This window comes from Calyptranema fuscum S582 (assembly GCF_055793305.1).
This window is the reverse complement of the sequence record NZ_JBSLYH010000082.1, coordinates 1-20778: the sequence shown is the minus strand read 5'-3', so window position 1 is coordinate 20778 and position 20778 is coordinate 1. Positions and strand designations below refer to the sequence as shown.

General features: G+C 48.9%; 14 protein-coding genes. 5 read left to right on the top strand and 9 right to left on the bottom strand.

The genetic code is table 11. The features are described from left to right. Positions 1 to 1716, bottom strand: a 1716-nt coding sequence (locus ACR6Z4_RS30435; RefSeq protein WP_479721112.1) for a DUF4347 domain-containing protein, incomplete at its 3' end; no start/stop codon positions are given. 813 nt (positions 1717 to 2529) lie between these two features. Between ACR6Z4_RS30435 and ACR6Z4_RS30430 the strand changes: the two genes are divergently transcribed. After that, positions 2530 to 2802: a hypothetical protein gene (locus ACR6Z4_RS30430; protein WP_479721111.1), complete on the top strand. Its 273-nt coding sequence runs from the start codon at positions 2530 to 2532 to the stop codon at positions 2800 to 2802. A gap of 91 nt (positions 2803 to 2893) precedes the next feature. Here the strand turns inward: ACR6Z4_RS30430 and ACR6Z4_RS30425 are convergent, their stop codons facing one another. Together ACR6Z4_RS30425 and ACR6Z4_RS30420 are read right to left on the bottom strand one after the other, a co-directional pair. Next, entirely contained in the window at positions 2894 to 3373 is a 480-nt protein-coding gene (locus ACR6Z4_RS30425) for a MarR family winged helix-turn-helix transcriptional regulator (protein ID WP_479721110.1), read from the bottom strand. A gap of 6 nt (positions 3374 to 3379) precedes the next feature. Further along, positions 3380 to 4531, bottom strand: a complete 1152-nt coding sequence (locus ACR6Z4_RS30420) for an Acg family FMN-binding oxidoreductase (RefSeq protein ID WP_479721109.1) — start codon at positions 4529 to 4531, stop codon at positions 3380 to 3382. A 473-nt stretch (positions 4532 to 5004) separates the two neighbouring features. On the opposite strand from ACR6Z4_RS30420, the gene ACR6Z4_RS30415 reads away from it, so the two are divergent. After that, the gene (locus ACR6Z4_RS30415) at positions 5005 to 7236 is read left to right on the top strand and encodes a PhoX family protein (RefSeq protein ID WP_479721108.1); all 2232 of its coding nucleotides are present in this window, start codon (positions 5005 to 5007) and stop codon (positions 7234 to 7236) included. Positions 7237 to 7393: 157 nt separating this feature from the next. Here the strand turns inward: ACR6Z4_RS30415 and ACR6Z4_RS30410 are convergent, their stop codons facing one another. Further along, a complete protein-coding gene (locus ACR6Z4_RS30410) occupies positions 7394 to 9106 on the bottom strand; it encodes a sensor domain-containing diguanylate cyclase (protein WP_479721107.1) in 1713 nt (570 codons plus the stop codon). A gap of 999 nt (positions 9107 to 10105) precedes the next feature. On the opposite strand from ACR6Z4_RS30410, the gene ACR6Z4_RS30405 reads away from it, so the two are divergent. Then, positions 10106 to 10387, top strand: coding sequence for a hypothetical protein (locus ACR6Z4_RS30405; RefSeq protein WP_479721106.1), 282 nt, complete (start codon positions 10106 to 10108; stop codon positions 10385 to 10387). 165 nt (positions 10388 to 10552) lie between these two features. Here the strand turns inward: ACR6Z4_RS30405 and ACR6Z4_RS30400 are convergent, their stop codons facing one another. The 3 genes from ACR6Z4_RS30400 to ACR6Z4_RS30390 form a co-directional block, all read right to left on the bottom strand. Next, the gene (locus ACR6Z4_RS30400) at positions 10553 to 11077 is read right to left on the bottom strand and encodes a DUF2518 family protein (RefSeq protein ID WP_479721105.1); all 525 of its coding nucleotides are present in this window, start codon (positions 11075 to 11077) and stop codon (positions 10553 to 10555) included. Positions 11078 to 11313: 236 nt separating this feature from the next. Further along, entirely contained in the window at positions 11314 to 11784 is a 471-nt protein-coding gene (sufU, locus tag ACR6Z4_RS30395) for a Fe-S cluster assembly sulfur transfer protein SufU (RefSeq protein WP_479721104.1), read from the bottom strand. Between the two features lie 318 nt (positions 11785 to 12102). After that, positions 12103 to 13284 (bottom strand): aldo/keto reductase, encoded by a 1182-nt coding sequence (locus ACR6Z4_RS30390; RefSeq protein ID WP_479721103.1) that lies wholly within the window; start codon positions 13282 to 13284, stop codon positions 12103 to 12105. A 1435-nt stretch (positions 13285 to 14719) separates the two neighbouring features. Between ACR6Z4_RS30390 and ACR6Z4_RS30385 the strand changes: the two genes are divergently transcribed. Next, positions 14720 to 15760, top strand: a complete 1041-nt coding sequence (locus ACR6Z4_RS30385; protein WP_479721102.1) for a DUF2325 domain-containing protein — start codon at positions 14720 to 14722, stop codon at positions 15758 to 15760. Between the two features lie 74 nt (positions 15761 to 15834). Here the strand turns inward: ACR6Z4_RS30385 and rpiA are convergent, their stop codons facing one another. Continuing rightward, positions 15835 to 16548 (bottom strand): ribose-5-phosphate isomerase RpiA, encoded by a 714-nt coding sequence (gene rpiA / locus ACR6Z4_RS30380; protein WP_479721101.1) that lies wholly within the window; start codon positions 16546 to 16548, stop codon positions 15835 to 15837. Positions 16549 to 16795: 247 nt separating this feature from the next. Here rpiA and ACR6Z4_RS30375 point away from each other — a divergent pair, with 247 nt between their 5' ends. Next, on the top strand, positions 16796 to 18490 hold the full coding sequence (locus ACR6Z4_RS30375; RefSeq protein ID WP_479721100.1) for a tetratricopeptide repeat protein: 1695 nt from the start codon (positions 16796 to 16798) through the stop codon (positions 18488 to 18490). A 560-nt stretch (positions 18491 to 19050) separates the two neighbouring features. On the opposite strand, the gene ACR6Z4_RS30370 is transcribed toward ACR6Z4_RS30375, so the two are convergent. After that, complete coding sequence (locus ACR6Z4_RS30370; RefSeq protein ID WP_479721099.1) at positions 19051 to 20121, bottom strand: Fe(3+) ABC transporter substrate-binding protein; 1071 nt, start codon at positions 20119 to 20121, stop codon at positions 19051 to 19053. Positions 20122 to 20778: the final 657 nt, after the last annotated feature.

The window sequence follows — 20778 nt, the reverse complement described above, 5'->3', positions numbered from 1 at the left end:
TGCAGTCGCGGTTGTGACGGTTAGGGGGTTGCCATCGACATCGGTGTCATTGCCCAAGACATTGAGGTTGGTGATGGGGGTGTCTTCATTAGTCGTGGCTGTGTTGTTGACTGCATCCGGGGCATCGTTGACTGGGTTAACCGTAATGGTGACGGTGGCGGTATCGGTGCCACCACTAGCGTCGCTAACCGTGTAAGTGAACGTGTCTGTACCGTTGAAGTTAATGTTTGGTGTATAAACAAGCGTGTCGTCGCTTAGATTTGCAGGAGTACCATTATCGTTTTGCGTAACGGTACCGTTAGTTGCTTGAGTGAACGAGATTAGGGAGCGCGCATCCCCCTCCGGATCGGTATCATTTGCTAAAACATTGATAGTGGCAGGAGTGTCTTCTGATGTGCTAGCGCTGTCATTAACTGCATCAGGAGCAGCATTTGGAATGGTGCCATTAAAGCTAATCGGGACGCTAATTGCACCGAGTTGTGCATAGGTCAAACTTGGATCGCCCGTTTGATCGTTAAACCCGCCAATGTCCTGGTTTAGCGCATTGTCTTGTGCTGCTGTAATGATGACCATTTGAATCACGGAGGCATCCGTGACCACAATGGGAGTGGGTAGGCTTGCAAGGACAGAGACAATTTGACTAAAGTTGAAGCTAAAACTCAGGAAATAGTCTGTATCCCCGTCAGCATCGACATCTGTACTAGTTGCGTCAGGATTGTTAGTGGTGGTAACGGGGACAAAACTATAGTTGCTTGCGGTGATCGGAACATCGAGAAAAGCTGGCGAAATAACGCCTGTTGTAGAAGGTGAAATATTTGCTTGGGTTGGATCATTTTTCCAGATCGAAAGGGTATCTGCACTACCTGAGTTGTTGACACCAACAAAGATATCGATTTTGCCATCTCGATTGGCATCAATGCCAACGACAAACACTCGATCAAAAGTACCATTTCCGGGCTTATCGCTGCCTAAACGTACTCGAAATGCAAGGGTGCCATCGGTGCCATTTGCTGTAGTACCGGCATTATCAAACTGAAGATAAAATCCAGGGTTGGAACCGCCAACAATATCGCCCTCGCCACTCCCAGTTTGTTGATCATTGTAATAATCAAACGCATTTAAGACTGAGGAGACTGCAATCCACTCCGTTGTCGGACCACTGATATTAATTGCAAGTACGCCAACGTAGTTTTCTTGAGTTTCGGTAGAAAAAATAGGAGAACTTGGAATGCTTCCCGTTGTAGTATCTAAAATCCAACTTCCACCCAGAGATGAATGTCCTACCTTTTGGCTCGAAGCTGCGATTTCAGCCCCTGTCAACAGATGTACTTTTTGAATGAATTCTGTTCCTGCATCTCCAGCCGCAACGTTACAGCCATACAGAGAAAGGCATGGGGGGATAGAGGTTTGGGGAGATGAAGGGAACCAAGCCTGCAAGTCCCAAGCATAGCGCTCTAACGTATCAAGGCTGAGTTGGGTATTACCGAGATAGAGACATCCGGGCGCACCATGTGCAAGGATATGAACCTTCTCGAACGCTGAACGGTCAGCAAGGACAGAGGTGATTTGTTGAATGCCGTCCTCGAATACATTTAAGATGACGATTTCTATATTCTGTGCAATTCCAGTCAATAAATACTGGTAATTTTCAACTGTGGAGTCAACAAAAATGATGGAATTAGAATTCACTTCTCTGTCCTTAAAGAGGGTTGTCATGAAAACGGCTACTTTTGTAGAATGACTCCTTGATAAAATTATCTCAGTCAATTCCTTGCGAATTAGCCAATAAATATAAGGCAAACTTCAAGCTCTTTTAGCTTGTTCATATCTAAAGAAATGATCATTATTGTGGAAAACAAAAAAGTATTTATGGCTATATAGGAATAGAATACCTATATAGACGATCTATATAATCTCTGACTTAAGGCTATATCTAGAAAGCTTATATTCCACCATAAAGTCTTTTATAGAAAAGGTTTCACTGCCCATGAAGAGGGTGGATTTGCTTTTCACTTAAAGATAACTATCAAATGTGAAAAACTTGGGAAGAACTTGAAAATCTTTGAATTGATATTTCAAATTAAAATCTGTAGGTACTCGAAATCGTTGAAATTTTGTGATCTAGCTCTCTTTTTTGAAATTCATATTCCAACTTTGGTTTTAAACTTATGATTAGAATTTGTTGAGCAAAAAACTTAATTTTCTAAGTTTTTTAGCGGATATTGTTTTTAAGTAGTTACCGAAATTAGATATTTCTTCGAAGCTAATTCAGTAATTTTACGGTTCCACTTCGAGATTAGTTCTCGCCTTGCAGGTAAACTCACTTCCTTAAATTCAACTATGCTGAACCTAAGAATCTTGACTAAATCAGGGGTTCAGCCCTCTTGTTTCATTGAGGGCATACCTTAAATGGTAGAGTCCGATATTGCAATAGATAGCTGTTTGACGATCGCTTATGTCATTTACAAACAGTCCCTACAAAAAACTGCATGTAACCTAACGATACACACAGCTTAAAATCATCTGTATTTGAGTGAGCGCCTGTTCAAATGGCAGGACAAATCCGCATGGGTACAACCAGTCGAACTCAAGCAGGTCAGAGACAAACTACTACAAAGGCGAGAACTGATTGACATCAGGCGATCGCTCATTCCCAGACTCAGGCAATTCCTCCACAAAAAATTCCCCGAAGCCAAAGATTTCATCGCTAAACGTGAATGGGGTGAAGACTCGATAGGCATCCTGCTACGGTTAGCAGGAGCTAATCGCCGCATTATTGGGGACATCGACCTGCAATGCTGAAACGGTTTTGATGCAAAGCTGCCTACTCAACTGCCCTTACAAAGATTGGTCGGTCAATCAGGAAGTTAAGTGCTGCCGATGGGGTTGGCTGTTATGTTTCGCCGTTGCCATCCGCTACTGTATCTCTGTGATCATCTAACCAATTCTTTAAGCGAAACAAAGACTGGTGTAATGTATCGATTTCTTCAGAACTCCATTCTGCAAAGATGAGTTGAGCATCAGGAATAATACGAGCGATCGCCTTCCGGTGTGCGTCTAAGCCTGGTTGAGTGATGAAGTGATATTTAACGCGCTTGTCCTTTTGGCTGACTTGGACATCCAAGTAGCCTTTTTTCAGCAGATGCTGCACTGTTTTTGTAATCGCGGGTTGATTAGCCTGAAACGCTGAAGCAAGCTGAGTGATTGTGTAACCCTGCTGCGGATTACGGCTGAAGTGATTCAACATGGCGAACTGAGGTAAAGGCAAACTGCTCTCAGCCATTAATTGGTTGAATCGCGTCGTGGTTAATTGGTTGGCAACTCCAATCCAAACTAGCATTTGCTTTAGTTTTTCAGGATCATGACCACTCATAGCGTTTTAAGTTAGCAGCAAATCTTGCAAATCTCGGCGAGGAGAAGGGTCAGGTTGCTTAGCATATCCCAATCGCACTAACATTTGCACCGTATGCCCTTCAGGAATGCTGAGCATTGTTAAAAACCCTCGCTGTAAGGCTTGCATCTCTGCATACTCTTGCAGCACCTGACTCATAGGGTGTAGGGCAACTCCCAATGCCGTTGCCATGAGGTTTAGCCGCGCATAGGCACGACCAACGGCTAGCTGATTTGCACGCGTGTTATCGTTCGTTGTTATCCATGCAAAAGCAGGCGTTGCCTGTGCCATATCTCGATACAGTGTTACCCCTGATTTAAATGCTTGTGAGGTCGGATCAGCCAGCTTTTCTCTGCTGATCATGCCGAATAAACGGCCCCATCCGATCGGCGCTCCGAGCAAGTCAATTCCATCACGATGTTGCGCAACCTCCCGCGCTCCAATCCGCATCACATCAATACTTTCCTGATAGGTATGCGGGGTTCGCGACTCAATTTCCATACCCGCTTGCACTATACCCTGTAATCCCAAAACTCGTGGTTGGTCAGTGGCAATAGTGAGTTGGCAACTCGCATCCGTATAGGCAGTAGCTAAGCCCTGTTCATGCTCAGGCTGCAAGGGTTTGGTTATATCGAAAGGAACTTTGGCACTACGTCGTTGCAGAATTTGGTGAAACAAAGGGTCTAACTCTCGACTGGCATCTGGGATGAGTCGAATTGAAGCAACAGGGCGATCATCAATGCGATCGCCAAACTCACCCTGGGGAAAATAGGTAATGTCCGTTCGATAGCCTTCTGCACTGGCGGCAAGATCTAACAATTCTAGAAATGTTCCATGCCCAATCAAAATCTGACGAGAAAATGGGTCTGTCTGCGGCAGCAATCGGGTGCGGTCACAATATAAGTCAATGCGTTCGGAGTGGCGCAGATCAACCAGCCAGGGCTGCATATTGTGGGGATTGGGAGCCAGAATTGCATAAGACAACACGCGCTTACGAATATCTGGTTCAGGTGGTTTAGAGTCCGACCAAGCGGCGATCGCACTCGGTGGCATTTTGTCTAAGTCAATGGCTGCTTTACCGGCTGCCACAACGACAGCCGTAGACCCTGCAATCAGAATGAAGTTGCGTCGAGAAAGCATGATAGACCTTCAGTAACATTCCTTGGAATATAGTAACATTCCTTGGAATATAGTAAAGGGTGAGTAGGGTTTCTATGCATAGCAATCCACTCTGCGGTCAGCACCTGTGTGGTTGATTGTTTGGAAAGGCGCGCGGAGCGCGCCTTTCCAAACAATCAACCACACATCTATAACGGTACGCATGTTAGGACGGGGTGCAGGGGTAAAACCCCTGCGTGGGGGCACCGTCCTCTCGAAGTCCTAACTAGATTGCGTAGAACCATAGAACATCACCTATGCAAATTCTTTTTGTGGTGTAAGGCTGGCATTGGGTAATGAAAGAGCAGTGCCTGTTCCTCCGATACATTCCTCAGATTCACAGAGAAAGACCTTTAACTCTTAAAGAACAGATAAATAGTTGTTAAACAGCTCTTTGACTAAACCTCATAGGATCACCTGTGTCTTTACGTAAAATTCTTTCAACTGGCTCTGCTATGGCGAAAAAATACGATATTCGAGCTTCCCTCAGAAAGGCTATCAATCCTGATGATGTCATTCACAATACCTCTGCAAACGATTCGTTTGATCAGGTCTTAGCTCGTGCGCGCATGGGGCGTCGAGGTTTTCTGAAAGGTAGCTCATCCTTAGCAGCAGCTTCCATGCTGGGCATGGGGTTAGCCTTCCTGACAGATTCGGTCAAGAAAACTGGCAACGCTGTCGCTAGCACACCAGATCTACAGTTGAGCTTTTCTCCCGTTGCCAAAAGCACAGCTGATACCCTGATCGTGCCTGATGGCTACACTGCTCGCGTTCTTTTAGCGACAGGCGACCCGCTTAACAGCACTGTTACTCCGTACCAAAATAACGGTACAGATGATGACTTCGATCTGCGGGCTGGCGATCATCACGATGCAATGCAATACTTTGGGCTTAACTCAGCAGGGAATGGCTGGGACCCTAACAACAGCGATCGCGCCTTGCTCTGCATCAATCACGAAGTTTGTGAAGACAAGGGTTTTGTCCACCCCAACGGACCGACCGATTACGGTTTAGATAGCACCGCTGCTCGTCCATCCATTGAGATTGATAAAGAAGTTGCGGCACATGGTGTGAGTGTTGTTGAGATCGCCAGACAGGGTTCTACCTATCAAATCAATCTCAATTCGCAGTACAACCGCCGTATTACGGGAGCCACTGTTTTTGAGATATCTGGTTCCGCCCGTCGCAGCCCACTGATGGTTACTGCCTTCTCCCCCAACGGTGAGCAGACACGCGGTACTGTAAACAACTGCGGGCATGGTTATACTCCCTGGGGAACGTTTCTCAGCGGCGAAGAAAACTGGGCTGGGTATTTCCATCGCCGGGAAGAGGATACCGTCTTGAGTGCGAAAGAATTAGCTTCCTTCAAACGCTATGGCATCGGTAATGCCACATCTGGTCGCTACAACTGGTCGCGGGCGGGTGCCTCTGACAATACCGATCTTTACCGTCGTTGGGATGCCAGCAAAACGGGCAGTGATGCCAACCAGGATTTTCGCAATGTTGCCAATACCTTCGGCTGGGTTATAGAGATTGATCCGTTCAATCCCAATGCAACTCCTAGAAAGAGAACCTCTATCGGACGCATGGCGCATGAAGGATGCTGGTCAACTCAGGCTGTTGCAGGTCAACCCCTCGTTTTTTACACAGGGGATGATGCTCGTAACGAATACATCTACAAGTTTGTGTCTGCTGAGGTTTGGAACCCCGCCGATGCAACGGGTGGTTTGGCAGCAGGAGATAAATACCTGGATGCAGGAACCCTGTATGTCGCAAAGTTTAACGACGACGGGACGGGAGAATGGTTACCCTTGACCCTGAGCAATCCTAATATTGCGAGCTATGCTGACTATGCCTTTGCTGATGAAGCCGATGTGCTGATCAATGCCCGTATTGCCGCTGATGCAGCGGGGGCAACCAAGATGGATCGCCCAGAATGGGGCTGCGTCAACCCAGTCAATGGAGAAGTTTACTTCACGTTGACCAATAGTGTATCGAGCAGCAGTGGACGGGGAGCAAAAACACCTCTAGATGCTGCAAATCCTCGTTATTACGCTGATGACAAGGATGCAACCACCAGCCAAGGCAACGTCAACGGTCACATTATTCGTTGGCGTGAGTCGGGTGGCAACCCTACAGCGACCACATTCAACTGGGATGTTTACCTGTTTGGTGCCCAAGCCGATGCAGTAGCCGACGTCAACCTGTCAGGGCTGACTGATGAGAATGATTTTTCCAGTCCAGATGGTCTCTGGTTTAGCCATGCCGTGCCTGGTCTGTTGTGGCTTCAAACGGATGATGGTTACTACACCGATGCGACGAACTGCATGATGCTGGCAGCGTTGCCGGGGTCGGTCGGAGATGGCGCAGAAAAAATGGTAACGAACAAGGCAGTACCCACCAATGCCGATGGCGATCAGACGGTTAAAACCTATATGGGTCAGTCTGCTAGCCCGACGGTGTTGCGTCGTTTTTTGGTAGGACCACGGGACTGTGAGGTGACAGGCATCACTGAATCGCCCGATGGCACAGCCATTTTCGTTAATATCCAGCATCCTGGTGAAAATAGTGGCTCAGCCACCGACCCAACTCAATTTACCAGTCACTGGCCGGATGGCAGTAATGCTCGTCCCCGCTCAGCTACGGTGATCATCACCCGGAATGATGGTGGCAAAATTGCCATCTAAATCTTGGTAACCCAAGGTTTAGCATTCATTAAACACACTCGAGTTAGGGCGGGGTGCAGGGGTGAAAACCCCTGCGTGGGGGCGGTGCCCCCACGCCCTTTTAATTCGACGCATCTTCTTGTTGAGCAGGCAAAGTCAGCTTTTTTATAGTGCATTTTTATAGTGCATTGACGCGATCGCGTCCTTTGCGTTTGGCTTCATACAACGCTTGATCTGCCCGATGCACAATGTCCCAGGCATTTTGGTCGCGATCGGGTTGTCGTTGGGCAACCCCAAAACTGGCAGTAATCCGAATTTTTCCGGCACTCGTCTCAATCGGGCTTGACCCAACGGCATAACGCAACCGTTCTGCCACGTCTATCGCCTTTTTAACCCCGGTTTCTGCCAGAATCGTGACAAACTCTTCTCCCCCATAGCGATAAACGGGGGTATCTTTGCGCAGTTGATTTTGCAGCCGTCGTGCCAAAATCTGCAACACTTCATCGCCCACAAGATGCCCATAGGTATCGTTGACCAGCTTGAAATAGTCGATATCGCAGATGACGATGCTAAAGGTGTGTTGCACTGACCAAACCGCAACGGTGCTGAGTTGTTCGAGTTCGCGTTCTAACGATCGCCGATTCATCAACTGAGTCAGGTCATCTCGCCCTACTTCTCGCTGCAACGAATGGTTTTGCATCCGCAGGGTTTCCTGTCGATGCCACAGGCTTTGAAAATGTTGGGCATTGGTCAGGGCGATCGCCGCCTGATCTGCCACCTGTCGCACCGTTTGCAACTCATCCAGTTGATAGATCCGCTGATATTGATACGACAACAGGGCAACTGCCCCAAAAAATTCTGACTGAATAAATAAAGGAATAATCAGAACTGAGGCTGCCCCTAGCTCCGCCAACCAAACCTGTAACGGATCTGGATCCAGGTCGGCTTGCTCAATCTGGAGATAGGATGCGCCGCCTTGCAGGAACATTTCCACAGCATCTTGCCAGAGCTGTCGATCGATCTCACGCTTTTTTAAGGGGTCCAGGTGTTGGTTAGGATGATCCCAGGTTGCCAAAATCATGGCAGATTCATGCCGCAGATCCACCAAAATACAGCGATCGCATTCCAACCCCTGTCCCAGTTCGGCAACGATCCGCCCGACAATTTCATCGGGGTTGAGGCTAGAGTTCAGCAACCGCGAAATCCGCCCCACTAGGGCAGACTGCTGCCGCGATTGCTCTAACCGCTGCCGCCAATACAGCGCACTATAAGCTAGCCCCAATTGGCTACAGCTGATCTGAATCGCTTCTACCTCTGCGTCGCTCCAACACGATGTCTCAATCCACTGCTCTGCCATCTCTGCCGGTGAATCCATCTCAGCCGTTGGCGGCACGGTTCTTAAACCGGACGGTTGCAATTGCCCTGGCGATCGCTGCAACATCAAAACGAGTTGTAAGGGATTGTGGTTTGTTGCAGAGGTGGCGATCGGCTGGGTGGGAATGTCACCCCGACTGGGGACGGGCACGACTAACTCCCCCGTGGGCAAACAGGTTACATGGGGTGTCTCTTGCTGTTCGCTTAACCAGGCAGGAAAAGCCGTTAGATAAAACTGACGCACCTGGCTGTCTGGCATCGTCTGGGTCGAATCATCTACCTCGATTGTCAAGGCATCAGGTTCCAACCAGGTTTCTAAGCTGTGCCATGCACCCGGTGTGGCATAACATTTCAGCGTCCCGATCTCCCTGGAGCCCATGCCTGCGAATACGACACAGTCTGCTTGGTGGACTGTGGCTAAGCGCTCCGCAGCTTCTTGAAGAAGTGAATCTAACGAATCTAAGCTATTCACTGCTTCTTTAATCCAGGGATAAATTGCTTTCCAAGTTGGTTTCACGTACATTTCCAGGAACAAAATGTTCTTTGTTGACCTTAGTGTTTGAGGCACCCTTTCTCATAGATTCACTTTAGTCAGGTCGTAATCCTAAAACGACCGTATTGCTTTACTAGTGTTGCAAACACCAAATTTTGCAACATGGGGGGTTGGGGGCTTCGCCTCCAAGACGGGGTTCCACCCCTTCACCCCTTACAAAACTTTCGTTTTGCTGTACTAGCCTGGTAGATTGTTGTGGAAAGTTTCAACTTTAACAGGGTTACTGCCGCTTGCTAGCCATTTTGCTGAAAATAATTTCAAATTATTTTTTTAGATAGGGTTCTACACCATTCAGTCAGAACCTCAGGAGGGAGGCACCGCCCCCACGCAGAGGTGAAACCCCTACACCCCGTCCTAACCCTCATGCGTACTGCTATACATTCCACTCATGGTGCAAATACTCAATTTTGCACCTGGGAGAGTGGAAGCTGTGCCCCAAGAGGAGATTTTCACTCCCGCCAAAATTTTTAATTGGGTATACCAGGAGCCCATAGGCATGAACCTGTATGTTTGTTTGAGAGAGCGACGGCGCAGCCGTCGCTCTCTCAAACAAACTTGGGTTTGACTCAATCTACGATCCTGTAGGCAAGCTTCATAGTGTTAGCTCACATCCCTGGTTTATCGCAAGGAAGAACTCTGCCCTCGCCCACCTATCACTAGGATACTCTCTGTATCAGGACGACTTCGACAGTATGATTCCCCCCACCGCCAATAGTTTTTGCAAGGAATCGATTTCTTTTTGCAAGAAATCGATTTCAATGGGGTGCGTCTACCCTCTAGTGCATCGTTACCTAAAGTGATTTACTGAATGCAAGTAAGATATCTTTTAAAGGGTCTTTACAATTGCTTATAAGGTCTTTACACGAAACATTCTGTGTTTTCTCAAGAGCTGAGTAAAGGCAAATAGAGATTTCCGCTTTTTGGCAGACGTGACACCTATTTCAGGTGATGGAGACTTGGCACATGACACTTCATACGCTTCTTTTAACGGCACTCAAGCAACGTTGGCTTGAAATTAAAACCCAACATCCACAAACCGCAAACAACAACGATATTGCGCTCATGTTTCGGGCAATTTTGCTGAAAGCCGAATTGTTGACGGGCAAAGAAAATGAACAGGTGCTTCGCGATCAATTGCATGAAGTGGCTCATCAGTTTCCCCAGTCGCTCAAGCCGTTGTGTAAAGATCTGGCTGGCTCTTGTCTGAAGGTTTTAGAAAAACAGAATATGCGGGTGGTCAACTAAGCCTCCCGATCGATCGACTTAGAGCCAAAGGGGGTGATGCGGCTAGCCGCATCACCCCCTTTTTAGTGAACTGAGTAAAATTTCAGAAACTTGGGCGTTTATTAATTATCAGCACAGTGTCACCGCGTTAATAACTATAAATCGCTGGCTTTATCTATCAAAGGCTTACGTTGCCTCGGGTTTAGCAGGCAATTGGGCAATATTTTCGGGATAGAGTTTAATTTCCATCTGGTCGTCATCTCGAACAAAGAGCGATCGCTTAACTTCACCCAAATACAGGGGTTTCGAGACACCCTCTGCTGGATGCAAAATCGTCCGCACCCGAATCAACAGCTTTTCATCTCTAGGGGTCAGTCGTCCCGGAGAAAACAGATCACTGGCGGCTTGTCTCAGGGTCGGTTCTAACTCAGACGCACTGGTTTCTGTCGGAACCGTAATCACCACCTGAGCGGCACCCGAATCATAAACCGTGACGAACCGGGCAGCACCAGGAATCACAGTGCGGGTAATAGGCACTAAGCCCAGGGCAAACAACCCCACGGTCAGAACCCCCATAAAACCCGTAATGCCCACAAAACGGAACCGGATTCCCCATTTCAAAATAAAACCTAACGTGGCGATCGCACCACACAACAGAGTCAGATACGCTGACCATTGAGACGCTTTAAGGAAATCGGCAGTTGTTAACATCAGTCTGAATTTAAGTTGATTAAGGTTAGAGATTAGAAAGGTTATTCGAACCGATCCGAATGGTGATTAGGAGGATTGATGTTGCCTGCCCATAAGACTAGAGGACAGAAAAAATCAAGGTTCCAGCCAGACCCTTAGGTAATTTCTAGACAAGGTCATCCCAGCAAACCGTAGGGGCGCAGCGCTGTGCGCCCTTACCCAAGAATTTTAGGCGATTAAATCCGTGATCCTTAGCGTTATTCATTACTAACAAAGCCAGCGGGTTGGGCGTTGGGCGAGAGTTCTAAAGCGGCTTTAGCCGTATGCCAGCCCAGGTTGGCGCATTTGATTCTAACAGGGAATTGGGCAACCCCTTGCATGACATTGAGTTTGCGCAGCTCCTGAGGAAACTCTGCCTCTCCTCGCATCATCGCCTGGAACGTATGAACCATTGCTAACGCGTCATCGACCGTTTTCCCTTTCAATGCATCTGCCATCAAATCGACTGATGCCATCGCGATCGCACAGCCTTCGCCTTCAAATTTGACATCTTCAATGCGATCGCCCGCTGGACTCAGATGCAGCGTGATTTCAATCGTGTCACCACAAGAAGGGTTATGCCCTTTTTGATAGCGATCGACTGGCTGGGTTTTACCCCGATTGCGGGGCTTCTTGTAGCGTTCCAGAATGACCTGTTGATAGAGGTCTCGCAGATTGTCTAAAGACATGATTGAATCAATTTACAACATCAAGACCATTAGCCTCTCTCCTTGATCCTATAGCAAAGAGAGTATAGCGCCACGCACTCAGACTCGTACTGTGTTGAAAAGCGCCGCGCCGCTTTTCAACAGATTCATTCAGCACATCTCAGCACATCAATGCATTAGACCTTTAGCACATTGAGGATAACCCGATCCTTTTTGAGAGAGCGGCGGCTCCGCCGCCGCTCTCTCAAAAAGAATGACAGGTTCATTAATTGATGTGATTCTAAGGGGTTGGGGGTCGTTTGGGCGGGGGCAAGCCCCCGCCCAAACGAATTGGCAGATCTATTGTTGCGATAATCGTTTGACCTCCTGCCCCCCTAACCGATGATGAGCGTCGGCTAAAAAACCTGGAATTTTGTCGGCATGGGGGCTGTGAACCAGGCAGGAACGCAAATCGAGTTGCTCGATCGCCTCTGCTGTCTTACCTGGAAACCAGTGTCCACCATTGCCCAACAGGTTATAGCGCATCTTGCCATACTCCACCATGTCATAGGCGATCGCCAAATTTCGCAACCAGAGAATGGTATGAATATTGATCTCGCCCGGAACTTCATGGGGTTGGGGCAGACCAACATGCCAGGTTTTGTACCACTCTTCTCCCAATGCTTGCATAGCAGCATCCTCCAGCCGTTGGATGATGGGGGGCAAAATTTCATCGGCACGGTCTAACAATTCTAGAGTTTTGAGATGCTCATCAAAATCGGTCGGTCGCGCCGCGCCTACGCTTAATGTGTGAACTTGCGGGTGACTCAGGCAAAATAGGTTATTAAACACGATCGGGCTGAGCGGGGCACACAGGTCAATTAACCTCTGCGGTGGCTCGTACAGCAGCCCCCCCTTATTGGACGGACTGATAATAAATACACCCATATCTCGTTCGTTCGCTGCGGCGATCGCCGCCCAATTTGTCTGGTTGATGTAATACCAATGCAAGTTGACATAATCAAACTGATTCGTGGCGATCGCTTGCAAAATCACATCTGTCGGGGCATGGGTCGAAAATCCGATAAACCGCACCTTCCCTTGCGCCTGAAATTGACGGGCAACGTCTAAACAACCACCCGGTCGCAGACTATAGTCCAAAAGTTCGGGTGTATTAATGCCGTGCAGCCCTAACAGGTCGATGTAGTCAATCTGAAGAGTTTTCAACGAGGTTTCTACCGTCCGTTGAAACTCGTTTGGATCCGCACTTGGTCCTACTTTGGTTTGAATGATCAGCTGTTCACGGGGCAACGTGGGCAAAATTTGACCCAGCTGCACTTCAGACGTTCCGTACCACCTTGCCGTCTCAATGTGGTTCATGCCCAATTCCACCGATCGACGGATGGTGGCTTCTAAATTATCCTGGTTGTCTTGCGGGATTTCCCGAATCGGCATATCTTGCCATTTGTACTGATACCGCATTCCTCCGCAAGAGAAAACAGGTATGGAAAGTTCTGTACGTCCAAAACGCCGATATTGCATAGAAAAATCTAACTGCTCACAGAAAAGTTTCAGTTGTCTTACGCTACTTAACCTATTCAAAAGTAGCAATAATAGACTTAGATAGGTTTCCTGTCCGTGTCGGCACGTACATCCCCCCTGTAAATCTGCTGAAGACTGTTACTGGAGGCTTATTGCTGAAGACTGTTGCCGAAGGCTGTTACCGAAAACTGTTGCTGAAAACTGTTGTTGAAGACTGGTAGTGCAATCGCCAAATATTGCCACATGGGAGGTGGAAACTGCCCCCCACCAGGGGATTTTATCCCCGCCACCCCGCCCAAACTCTTAATTTGGTGTACTGGTGTTTCAGCAGATCGATAAACGGCAACAGAGGCAGCAGATCGTGATCTGCGCCCAATGCTACGGTATCGGGCAGTCTTATTTAAAACGGCTCAACCTATTTAATACGAAGGGATAGAGCGCGTCGTACCTGATCGGCAGAGGGTCAAACCTCCCTGCTGAGGATCACAAATTCATTAAAATCCGGACGTTTATGATTGGCAGCGTGGCGTCGCCGCGCTGCTAAGGATCACAAATCAATTAAAACCCGGACGTTTATTTTTGGAAGCGTGGCTCCGCCGCGCTTCCAAAAGTAAATCTTCGGTTTTATTAAGTCCACGATCCTAAAAAATAAATCTTCGGTTTTATCCAATCGACGATCCCAAGGAGACTAGCGAACGGGTGGTTGGTGGTTGCTTCTGTCTAGGGGCACAGCATCCCCTTTCTAACCGTCTTTCGCTGTAGGACGGGTTTGATCCCAGCCGGAGTGGAACGGACAGCTGACTTTGTCCAATGCCACCCAAATCAAATAGGATCGCTATATAAAGATAGAGTTAAGACTGACGCAATTGGTTGGTACTGTGGATAATACGCTTTTCCACCGTGGGCAACTATAGCGCTGGCTATCAATCTTAAAGACAGGAGACATGAGGGTTTGCACCTTCAATTCGGGGTTTCACCTCTTCCCCTGTCTTAACCCATCTGGCAACTGCCATATTTCGTAACTGATAGCTCTTCACCTTAAACATTAGACCTCTTGCAGACCGGGTGAGTGCAGAGGCTAATCTATCAAACTCACCCAATCTCTACCCCTAAACCCCATCTGTTAGGGACACTGGAGTTTTTTACGGAAAAAGTCCAGCTCCCCCAGTGAACGAGGTACAGAAATAGATCCTGATACGCTACTAGTAGTGCAAACCCTAAATTTTGCAACCTGGGGGGTTGGGGGCTTCGCCCCCAAGCAGGGGTTCCACCCCTTCACCCCTTACAAAACTTTCGTTTTGCTGTACTAGTAGTGCAAACCCTTTCATTTGCTGTACTAGTGGTAAACCGAGCGATCGCCAGCGATCGCCATTCACCCGATGTGATTCCTGCAACACGTAGATAACTGTGTTTCCCTGTTTTAAGGACAATATGTATGGATATTCCAGAGCTAGATGAAATAGAAAGTTCTGTACAGGACTTATTAACCCTCGCCAAAATAGAGTTAGAAGAAAAACGCCTGCAACAGCAGCGAGATGACCAGGTTAACCATGCGATCGCCGAAATTCGAGATCGTCTGGAACCCTTGCTCAAACAAATCGAAGAAACCTTATCGGTTCTTAGCCCAGAAGACTTTGTTGATAGTATTAACCGCAAGAAACTAGAGGAAAAGGCAGCCGACCTGCGCAAAAAAATAGCAGACGCCCCCATGCTGGCAGCCCAGGCGGTCGATCGGCAAATGATCTTGAATGAAGAGAGATTGCTGGATGAACGCCTGTCTGAACAAGCCAATCGTTGGCGGCAGGGCTTAAAAGACGATTTGCTGGAAATGATTGCCGAGCAGGAAGATTTCTTTAGTGCCACGGATGCCGCTGTGACGGTGAGGGGCTATATCCACGACTTAAAGGCGATCGGCGCACTCGAAGAAGTGGTGGATATTCTCATCAACCAAATTAATCAGCATAGCGAAGAAGGACCCGTTGCCCGGTTGCGGGGAAGCCACGAACAAACCCTCAACTTTATCTACAACAAAGCCCTGGAAAATCGTGCCCGTGTCGATCGGGTTTACGATATTCAACCGCGCGTTCGCCATCGTCCGTCTGAAAAACGACCCAACCCCTATTCTGATTTAGAAGGAAAGGTGGTGATTTTTGGCGGTCACGATCGCCTGGAAACAGCGGTTCGCAACCGTTTACGCGATTCCAACGTAACGCTGGTCTGGTGTACGGCTCAGGCAGGACCCCAGATTGCGGAGCAATCCGAAAACCATATTGCTAGCGCTGATTTGTTGTTGATTATGACGGGTTATACCAGCCATAAATTAACCGAAAAAGCGATGCAAGCTGCCCAACGGGTTGGCATTTCCCCAGAAATGATTAACACAACGGGTGTAATTCGGATTTTAGAGGCGATCGAATATGGTCTTAAGACCAAGCTTTTGGCTCGTCGGCTAAACCACTTCTCGAAACCTGCCTAGACTTTGCGGATGGGATGTCGTGCGAAGCACGACATCCCATCCGCTGTCTCAAGTGATTATCCCAGGCGATACGCTTAAATTTCTCGGACGATGGGTTGTCCGTCTTTGATTTCACCGACCAACACGAGATCTGTCACCCCGGCAAAAATACCGTTTTCCAAAACACCGGGAAGGTTGTTCAGGGTTTTTTCCAATTCGGCAGGCTGATCAATGCCGTGATCAAATTTCACATCGATCACCAGGTTGCCATTGTCTGTGACAACGGGACCTGCCTTTTTCACACCCATCCGCAGTTCGGGTTTGCCTCCCATTTTGGCGATCGCCCGCATTACGGGGGTGACTGCCATGGGTAATACTTCTACGGGTAGCAAAAAGGTTGTCCCCAGTTTGCTCACCAATTTAGAACCATCGACCACCACAATAAATTGCTCGGCTAGAGAATCTACGATTTTTTCCTGGGTGTGGGCAGCACCACCACCTTTGATCAAATTTTTGTCTGGATCGACCTCATCGGCTCCATCAATGGCGATGTCGATGTGATCCACTTCATCCAGCGACACCAGCGGAATGCCGTAGTCTCTTGCCAATACGATTGCTTGAAACGACGTGGGAATGCCTTTGATATCTTTGAGATCACCGGACTTGAGGCGATCGCCCAAAAACTGAATCGCATAAGCGGTGGTTGACCCCGTTCCTAAGCCAACAATTGAACCTGACTGAACGCGATCGGCAGCCGCTTTACCGACCTGCTGCTTCATCAACTTAACGGGATCTGATCCTGCGGTCATTACTCAATCCTCCAACCTGTCTCAGGCAATAGCAATCGTTCACAGTCAATCGTCCCATTCGGGTGAACCATTGTCCATATTAGACTGAGGCGAGGATGGTTTTGGATCGCGGCTGAACCCTACCCAAACCGTCCAGTCCGTAACCCCGAATTTCAATTGCATGAAGTACAAGGGGTTGAGAGAGAGCTGCGCGAAGCGCAGCTCTCTCAACCCCCGAAATCTATCCCATCGCGAAGCGCTATAGAACATGAAACCGGAGGACTTAATCCATCAGTGGACATTGACCCAGTGTCAGGATTGGCTGGAATCTGCGACTGGCTCGGTCAGCGAACAGGTACAGGTGTGGAGTCGGCTGGGGCATTTGTGGCTGGAGAACGGGCAGTATCAACAGGCGATCGCCAGCTATGACCGGGCGATTGAACTAGCTGATGCTACCGATGCTACCGATGCCCAGATTTGGACAGAACGGGGAGACGCCCTGCGCTATCTCAAACGCTATCGGCAGGCGTTGACCAGTTATGACGCTGCGTTAGCGATTCAGCCCGATGCATTCAGGGCACTTGGGGGTCGGGGGTTTGTCTTAGCCATGTTAGGGCAGGGAAAACTCGCGTTGCAAAGTGTCGATCGCGCTCTAGCCCTACAGCCGGAGTCGGAAGAGGTCTGGACGAGTCGGGGGGTCGTGTTATTTCGGCTGAGACGGCATCAAGACGCACTGGATTGTTTTGATCGGGCGCTGGCGGTGCGGTCTGATTTTGATAAAGCCTGGAATAACCGGGGTGTGGTGCTGACTCATTTGAGTCGAGAGGAAGAAGCGTTGGTGTGTTTTGAACAGGCGATCGCCTGCAATCGCAATCCTCACCAACCCTGGTATGCTCTCGCCTGGGTGTATCAGGCGTATTTGTTGCTGAAATCGGGACGCTTTGAGGGGGCGATCGCCTGTTGCGATCGCGCGAGTGCCTGCCAACCCCAGTCTTATCCGGCAGCACTCTATCGGGTGGTGTGTTTGAGCATGACGGGGAAGCTGGTGCCCCATCTGTTTCATCCCGAAACGCGTCGTCCACTCTGCCAAAATTTCAAGACGATCATCGGGTTTCTCAAATATCGGCTGGCACTTTTGCTGGGGTTGGTTGCCCTCTTTGCCCTGGTCCAGGGTTCTTGGATGGATGCCCTGCGGCAGATTGTATCTACACTGCTGTCAGTGGGAATTCTTGCTGTGCTGGTGATTGAGGTCTGGAAATATCGCACCAAACTCAGTTTCGTTCGTCAGATCTATTTCCAAACGGGCATTCTCACCTATGTTCGGGCAGTCGGCATTCTCATCGCTACATTAATCACCTATGGGGTGGCAGACGCCTATGCACCTGCTTTTTTGCAGTGGGGATGGACAAATTGGGTGTTTGGGCAACCGGGAAATATTTTGTTTCAGCCGTTTAATCTATTTCGACAGTTTTCGACAAGTCTTGGCTTCAGTTCTGACACGGCGATGAGTTCTCTACAACTCATGCACATGGCAGCTTTCGTCCATCCGGCAACGGGGGCGATCGCATTTCTAGCCCAATTTTTTCCGACCCATTTCAACTACGCCTCACTTTTTGTTCTGGGCTTCTGGTTTTTATTGATGCTGGGGATTCCGTTTTGGGCACGGTTAGAAGAACATATTTTTCGGCGGGGAGCCAATACCTGGCGGCAAATTGCGATTCGTTCAACTCAGTTTGGGTTAGTGCATTTGCTTGCCGGAATTCCAATTTTGGGCGGATTTGTTTTGATTTTGCCCGGTTTTCTGTTTGCCTGCCGTTACAAGTATGTTTACGATCGCCACTTCAAAAAAACGCAAGATCCACTGCAATCTCAAGAAGCTGGAGTGATGGCTAGTACAGGCGATCACGCCGTTTACAACGCTATTTTAGTCACCATTGTGGTGGCAACCTTAGTGTTGGCTTAAACCTGTGCCGTCACCGATGGATTGAGAGTGATGAATTGCTCGCGATGGATGGATTGCGATCGCTATTCATGTATGAAGGGCTGGTTAGGACAGGGGGCGCGGGGGCTGTGTCCCCGGACAGGGGTTTCACCCCTGCACCCCAATACTTCTTGGTTAGTGCTGTTAGGCTAGAGATCCCCCCAACCCCCCTTCATAAGGGGGGCTTTTAAATCAAGATGGGGAAAGGATTCCCCCCTTTTTTAGGGGGGCTAGGGGGGATCGAAGCAGGGGCTTCCAATTCTTAACCGAGAGGTATTGCCCTGCACCCCGTCTTAATTAACTATTCAATTGCTATCGAAACGGTATGAGACCTCCGAGGTTTTCAAAACCTCGGAGGTCTAAAGTCTTGATGCTTCGTCCCCATGAGACGCGTTTGACCCACGACGTTTTTCGCATGGTGTTTTTCCGACAGAAAAACGCCATCGGCTAAAGGGACACGGTATAAGAAATAAAAGTGGACAGAAACCGACTGCCTGGTCTGCCCACTTTGCTTCGGGTAGAGGCGTTTGCCTAGAACGTCTCTACCGCCAACCGACTCGATCCATCATTTGCAGGGCTTGCAGATTATTGCGCCCAAACACAGCCGCATCAAGCGCATCTTCCTTAAAGGTGCCTAGCCCTGCCACCTCTGGGTCGGCTGTCACATTTGCCAGCACTGGATATTCATAACTGCCCAGGGCAAAAAGTCGTTGGGCTTCAGCACTAACCAGATGCTCTAGAAACTGTTGTGCAGCAGCTTTATTGGGTGCAGTTTTGAGCACGCCACCGCCACTGATGTTGACGTGGGTGCCGCGATCGCGTTGATTGGGGAAAAACACACCAATCTGCTCCGCCACAGCCCGTTCTTCTGGATTCTCGGACGTTAGTAAGCGAACGTAGTAGTAGGTATTGGCAACGGCAATATCTCCAGCTCCAGCGGCGATCGCCTGAAGTTGAGTGGTGTCGCCGCCTTCCGGTGGGCGGGCAAAGTTCGCCACAACCCCACGCGCCCATTCTTCGGTCGCGGCGGCTCCGTTAGCTTCCAGCAGTGCCCCCACCAGTGATTGGTTGTAAACATTGGTAGAAGAACGAATTAATAAGCGCCCGCGCCATTTGGGATCTGCCAGATCTTCGTAGGTAGACAACGTCGCCGGATTCACCCGATCTTTGTGATAGAAAATCACCCGCGCCCGTTTTGCCAAGCCAAACCAAAGCCCATCGGGATGGCGCAGATTAGCCGGAATAGCGGCGTCTAACACGGGCGACGAAATCGGTTCAAATAGCCCTTCTTGCTCGGCTCGCCAGAGACGACCGGCATCAACGGTAATTAATACATCTGCTGGACTGTTTGCCCCCTCGCTTTTGAGCCGTTCGATCAGTTGATCTGCTTCCGCTTCTACCAGATTGACCTGAATGCCAGTGGCTTCGGTAAAGCTCTGGTAGAGCGTATCGTCGGTATCGTAATGGCGCGCCGAGTAGAGATTGAGGACACTCCCCTGTGCCAATCGAGTTGGGGTTTGGGCGATCGCCCGGTCACGTTTGGTCAGGGGACTGATGGCGATCGCGGCGATCGCCGCACCTGTGCCGATAAAAGCACGTCTAGTCATCGTCATAAAACGGGTTACTCCTACAACAGGTGAGTTAAGTTGACATCGCTGTTTGACGGTTTGACAGCAGCGCGTCAGCCATCGGAGCCAGTCGCTACTGCCTGAACCTGTAATACCAGTCGCAAGTTATTGTACTATTAATGCAAGTAATTCCTAATTAGGAATCTAAATTTATTAGGGTAATGCCATCTTTAAGCTTTTGGTTTAGACGTTGAAAAACCCAGAATTCAGGTATGATCCTTTGAGAAACGGGATCTGCTCTCTAACTTGGGTTGGCAGCGATCGCCCATCTGCTAGATACTTCTTTCAAGTTATTTTCAATAACCTTGTCAAATTACGACAGTCCCAGTAGTCTGTCCATTAAACATTGACAGTTAAAACGGGTGATGTGCCGCGCTTCGCGCGGCACATCACCCGTCAGAAAATACTTGACAAAGCACTAGAACTGTCATGATTTTTGGTGGCGCGGGCGTCGCCCGCGCCACCAAAAATCATGACATGAACACCCCTACCGTCAAATTGCGACGCTGACCCGTCTGTGTGGAAGTCCTTGTCTATGTCCAGTCCTCTGTTGCGTCCCTGGCTCTTAGTTTCGTTAGGGCTGCATAGTGTCATCTTGTTAGTGCCCTTCATCCCCGATACCCCACCCGTTCTACCCGAAGC

Bases quoted from the DNA above. Each gene is read 5' to 3' on its own strand.
- rpiA (WP_479721101.1), bottom strand. From the start codon at position 16,548: ATGACCGCAGGATCAGATCCCGTTAAGTTGATGAAGCAGCAGGTCGGT.
- ACR6Z4_RS30400 (WP_479721105.1), bottom strand. From the start codon at position 11,077: ATGTTAACAACTGCCGATTTCCTTAAAGCGTCTCAATGGTCAGCGTAT.
- ACR6Z4_RS30425 (WP_479721110.1), bottom strand. From the start codon at position 3,373: ATGAGTGGTCATGATCCTGAAAAACTAAAGCAAATGCTAGTTTGGATT.
- ACR6Z4_RS30420 (WP_479721109.1), bottom strand. From the start codon at position 4,531: ATGCTTTCTCGACGCAACTTCATTCTGATTGCAGGGTCTACGGCTGTC.
- ACR6Z4_RS30375 (WP_479721100.1), top strand. From the start codon at position 16,796: ATGAAACCGGAGGACTTAATCCATCAGTGGACATTGACCCAGTGTCAG.
- ACR6Z4_RS30370 (WP_479721099.1), bottom strand. From the start codon at position 20,121: ATGACGATGACTAGACGTGCTTTTATCGGCACAGGTGCGGCGATCGCC.
- sufU (WP_479721104.1), bottom strand. From the start codon at position 11,784: ATGTCTTTAGACAATCTGCGAGACCTCTATCAACAGGTCATTCTGGAA.
- ACR6Z4_RS30405 (WP_479721106.1), top strand. From the start codon at position 10,106: ATGACACTTCATACGCTTCTTTTAACGGCACTCAAGCAACGTTGGCTT.
- ACR6Z4_RS30415 (WP_479721108.1), top strand. From the start codon at position 5,005: ATGGCGAAAAAATACGATATTCGAGCTTCCCTCAGAAAGGCTATCAAT.
- ACR6Z4_RS30390 (WP_479721103.1), bottom strand. From the start codon at position 13,284: ATGCAATATCGGCGTTTTGGACGTACAGAACTTTCCATACCTGTTTTC.
- ACR6Z4_RS30385 (WP_479721102.1), top strand. From the start codon at position 14,720: ATGGATATTCCAGAGCTAGATGAAATAGAAAGTTCTGTACAGGACTTA.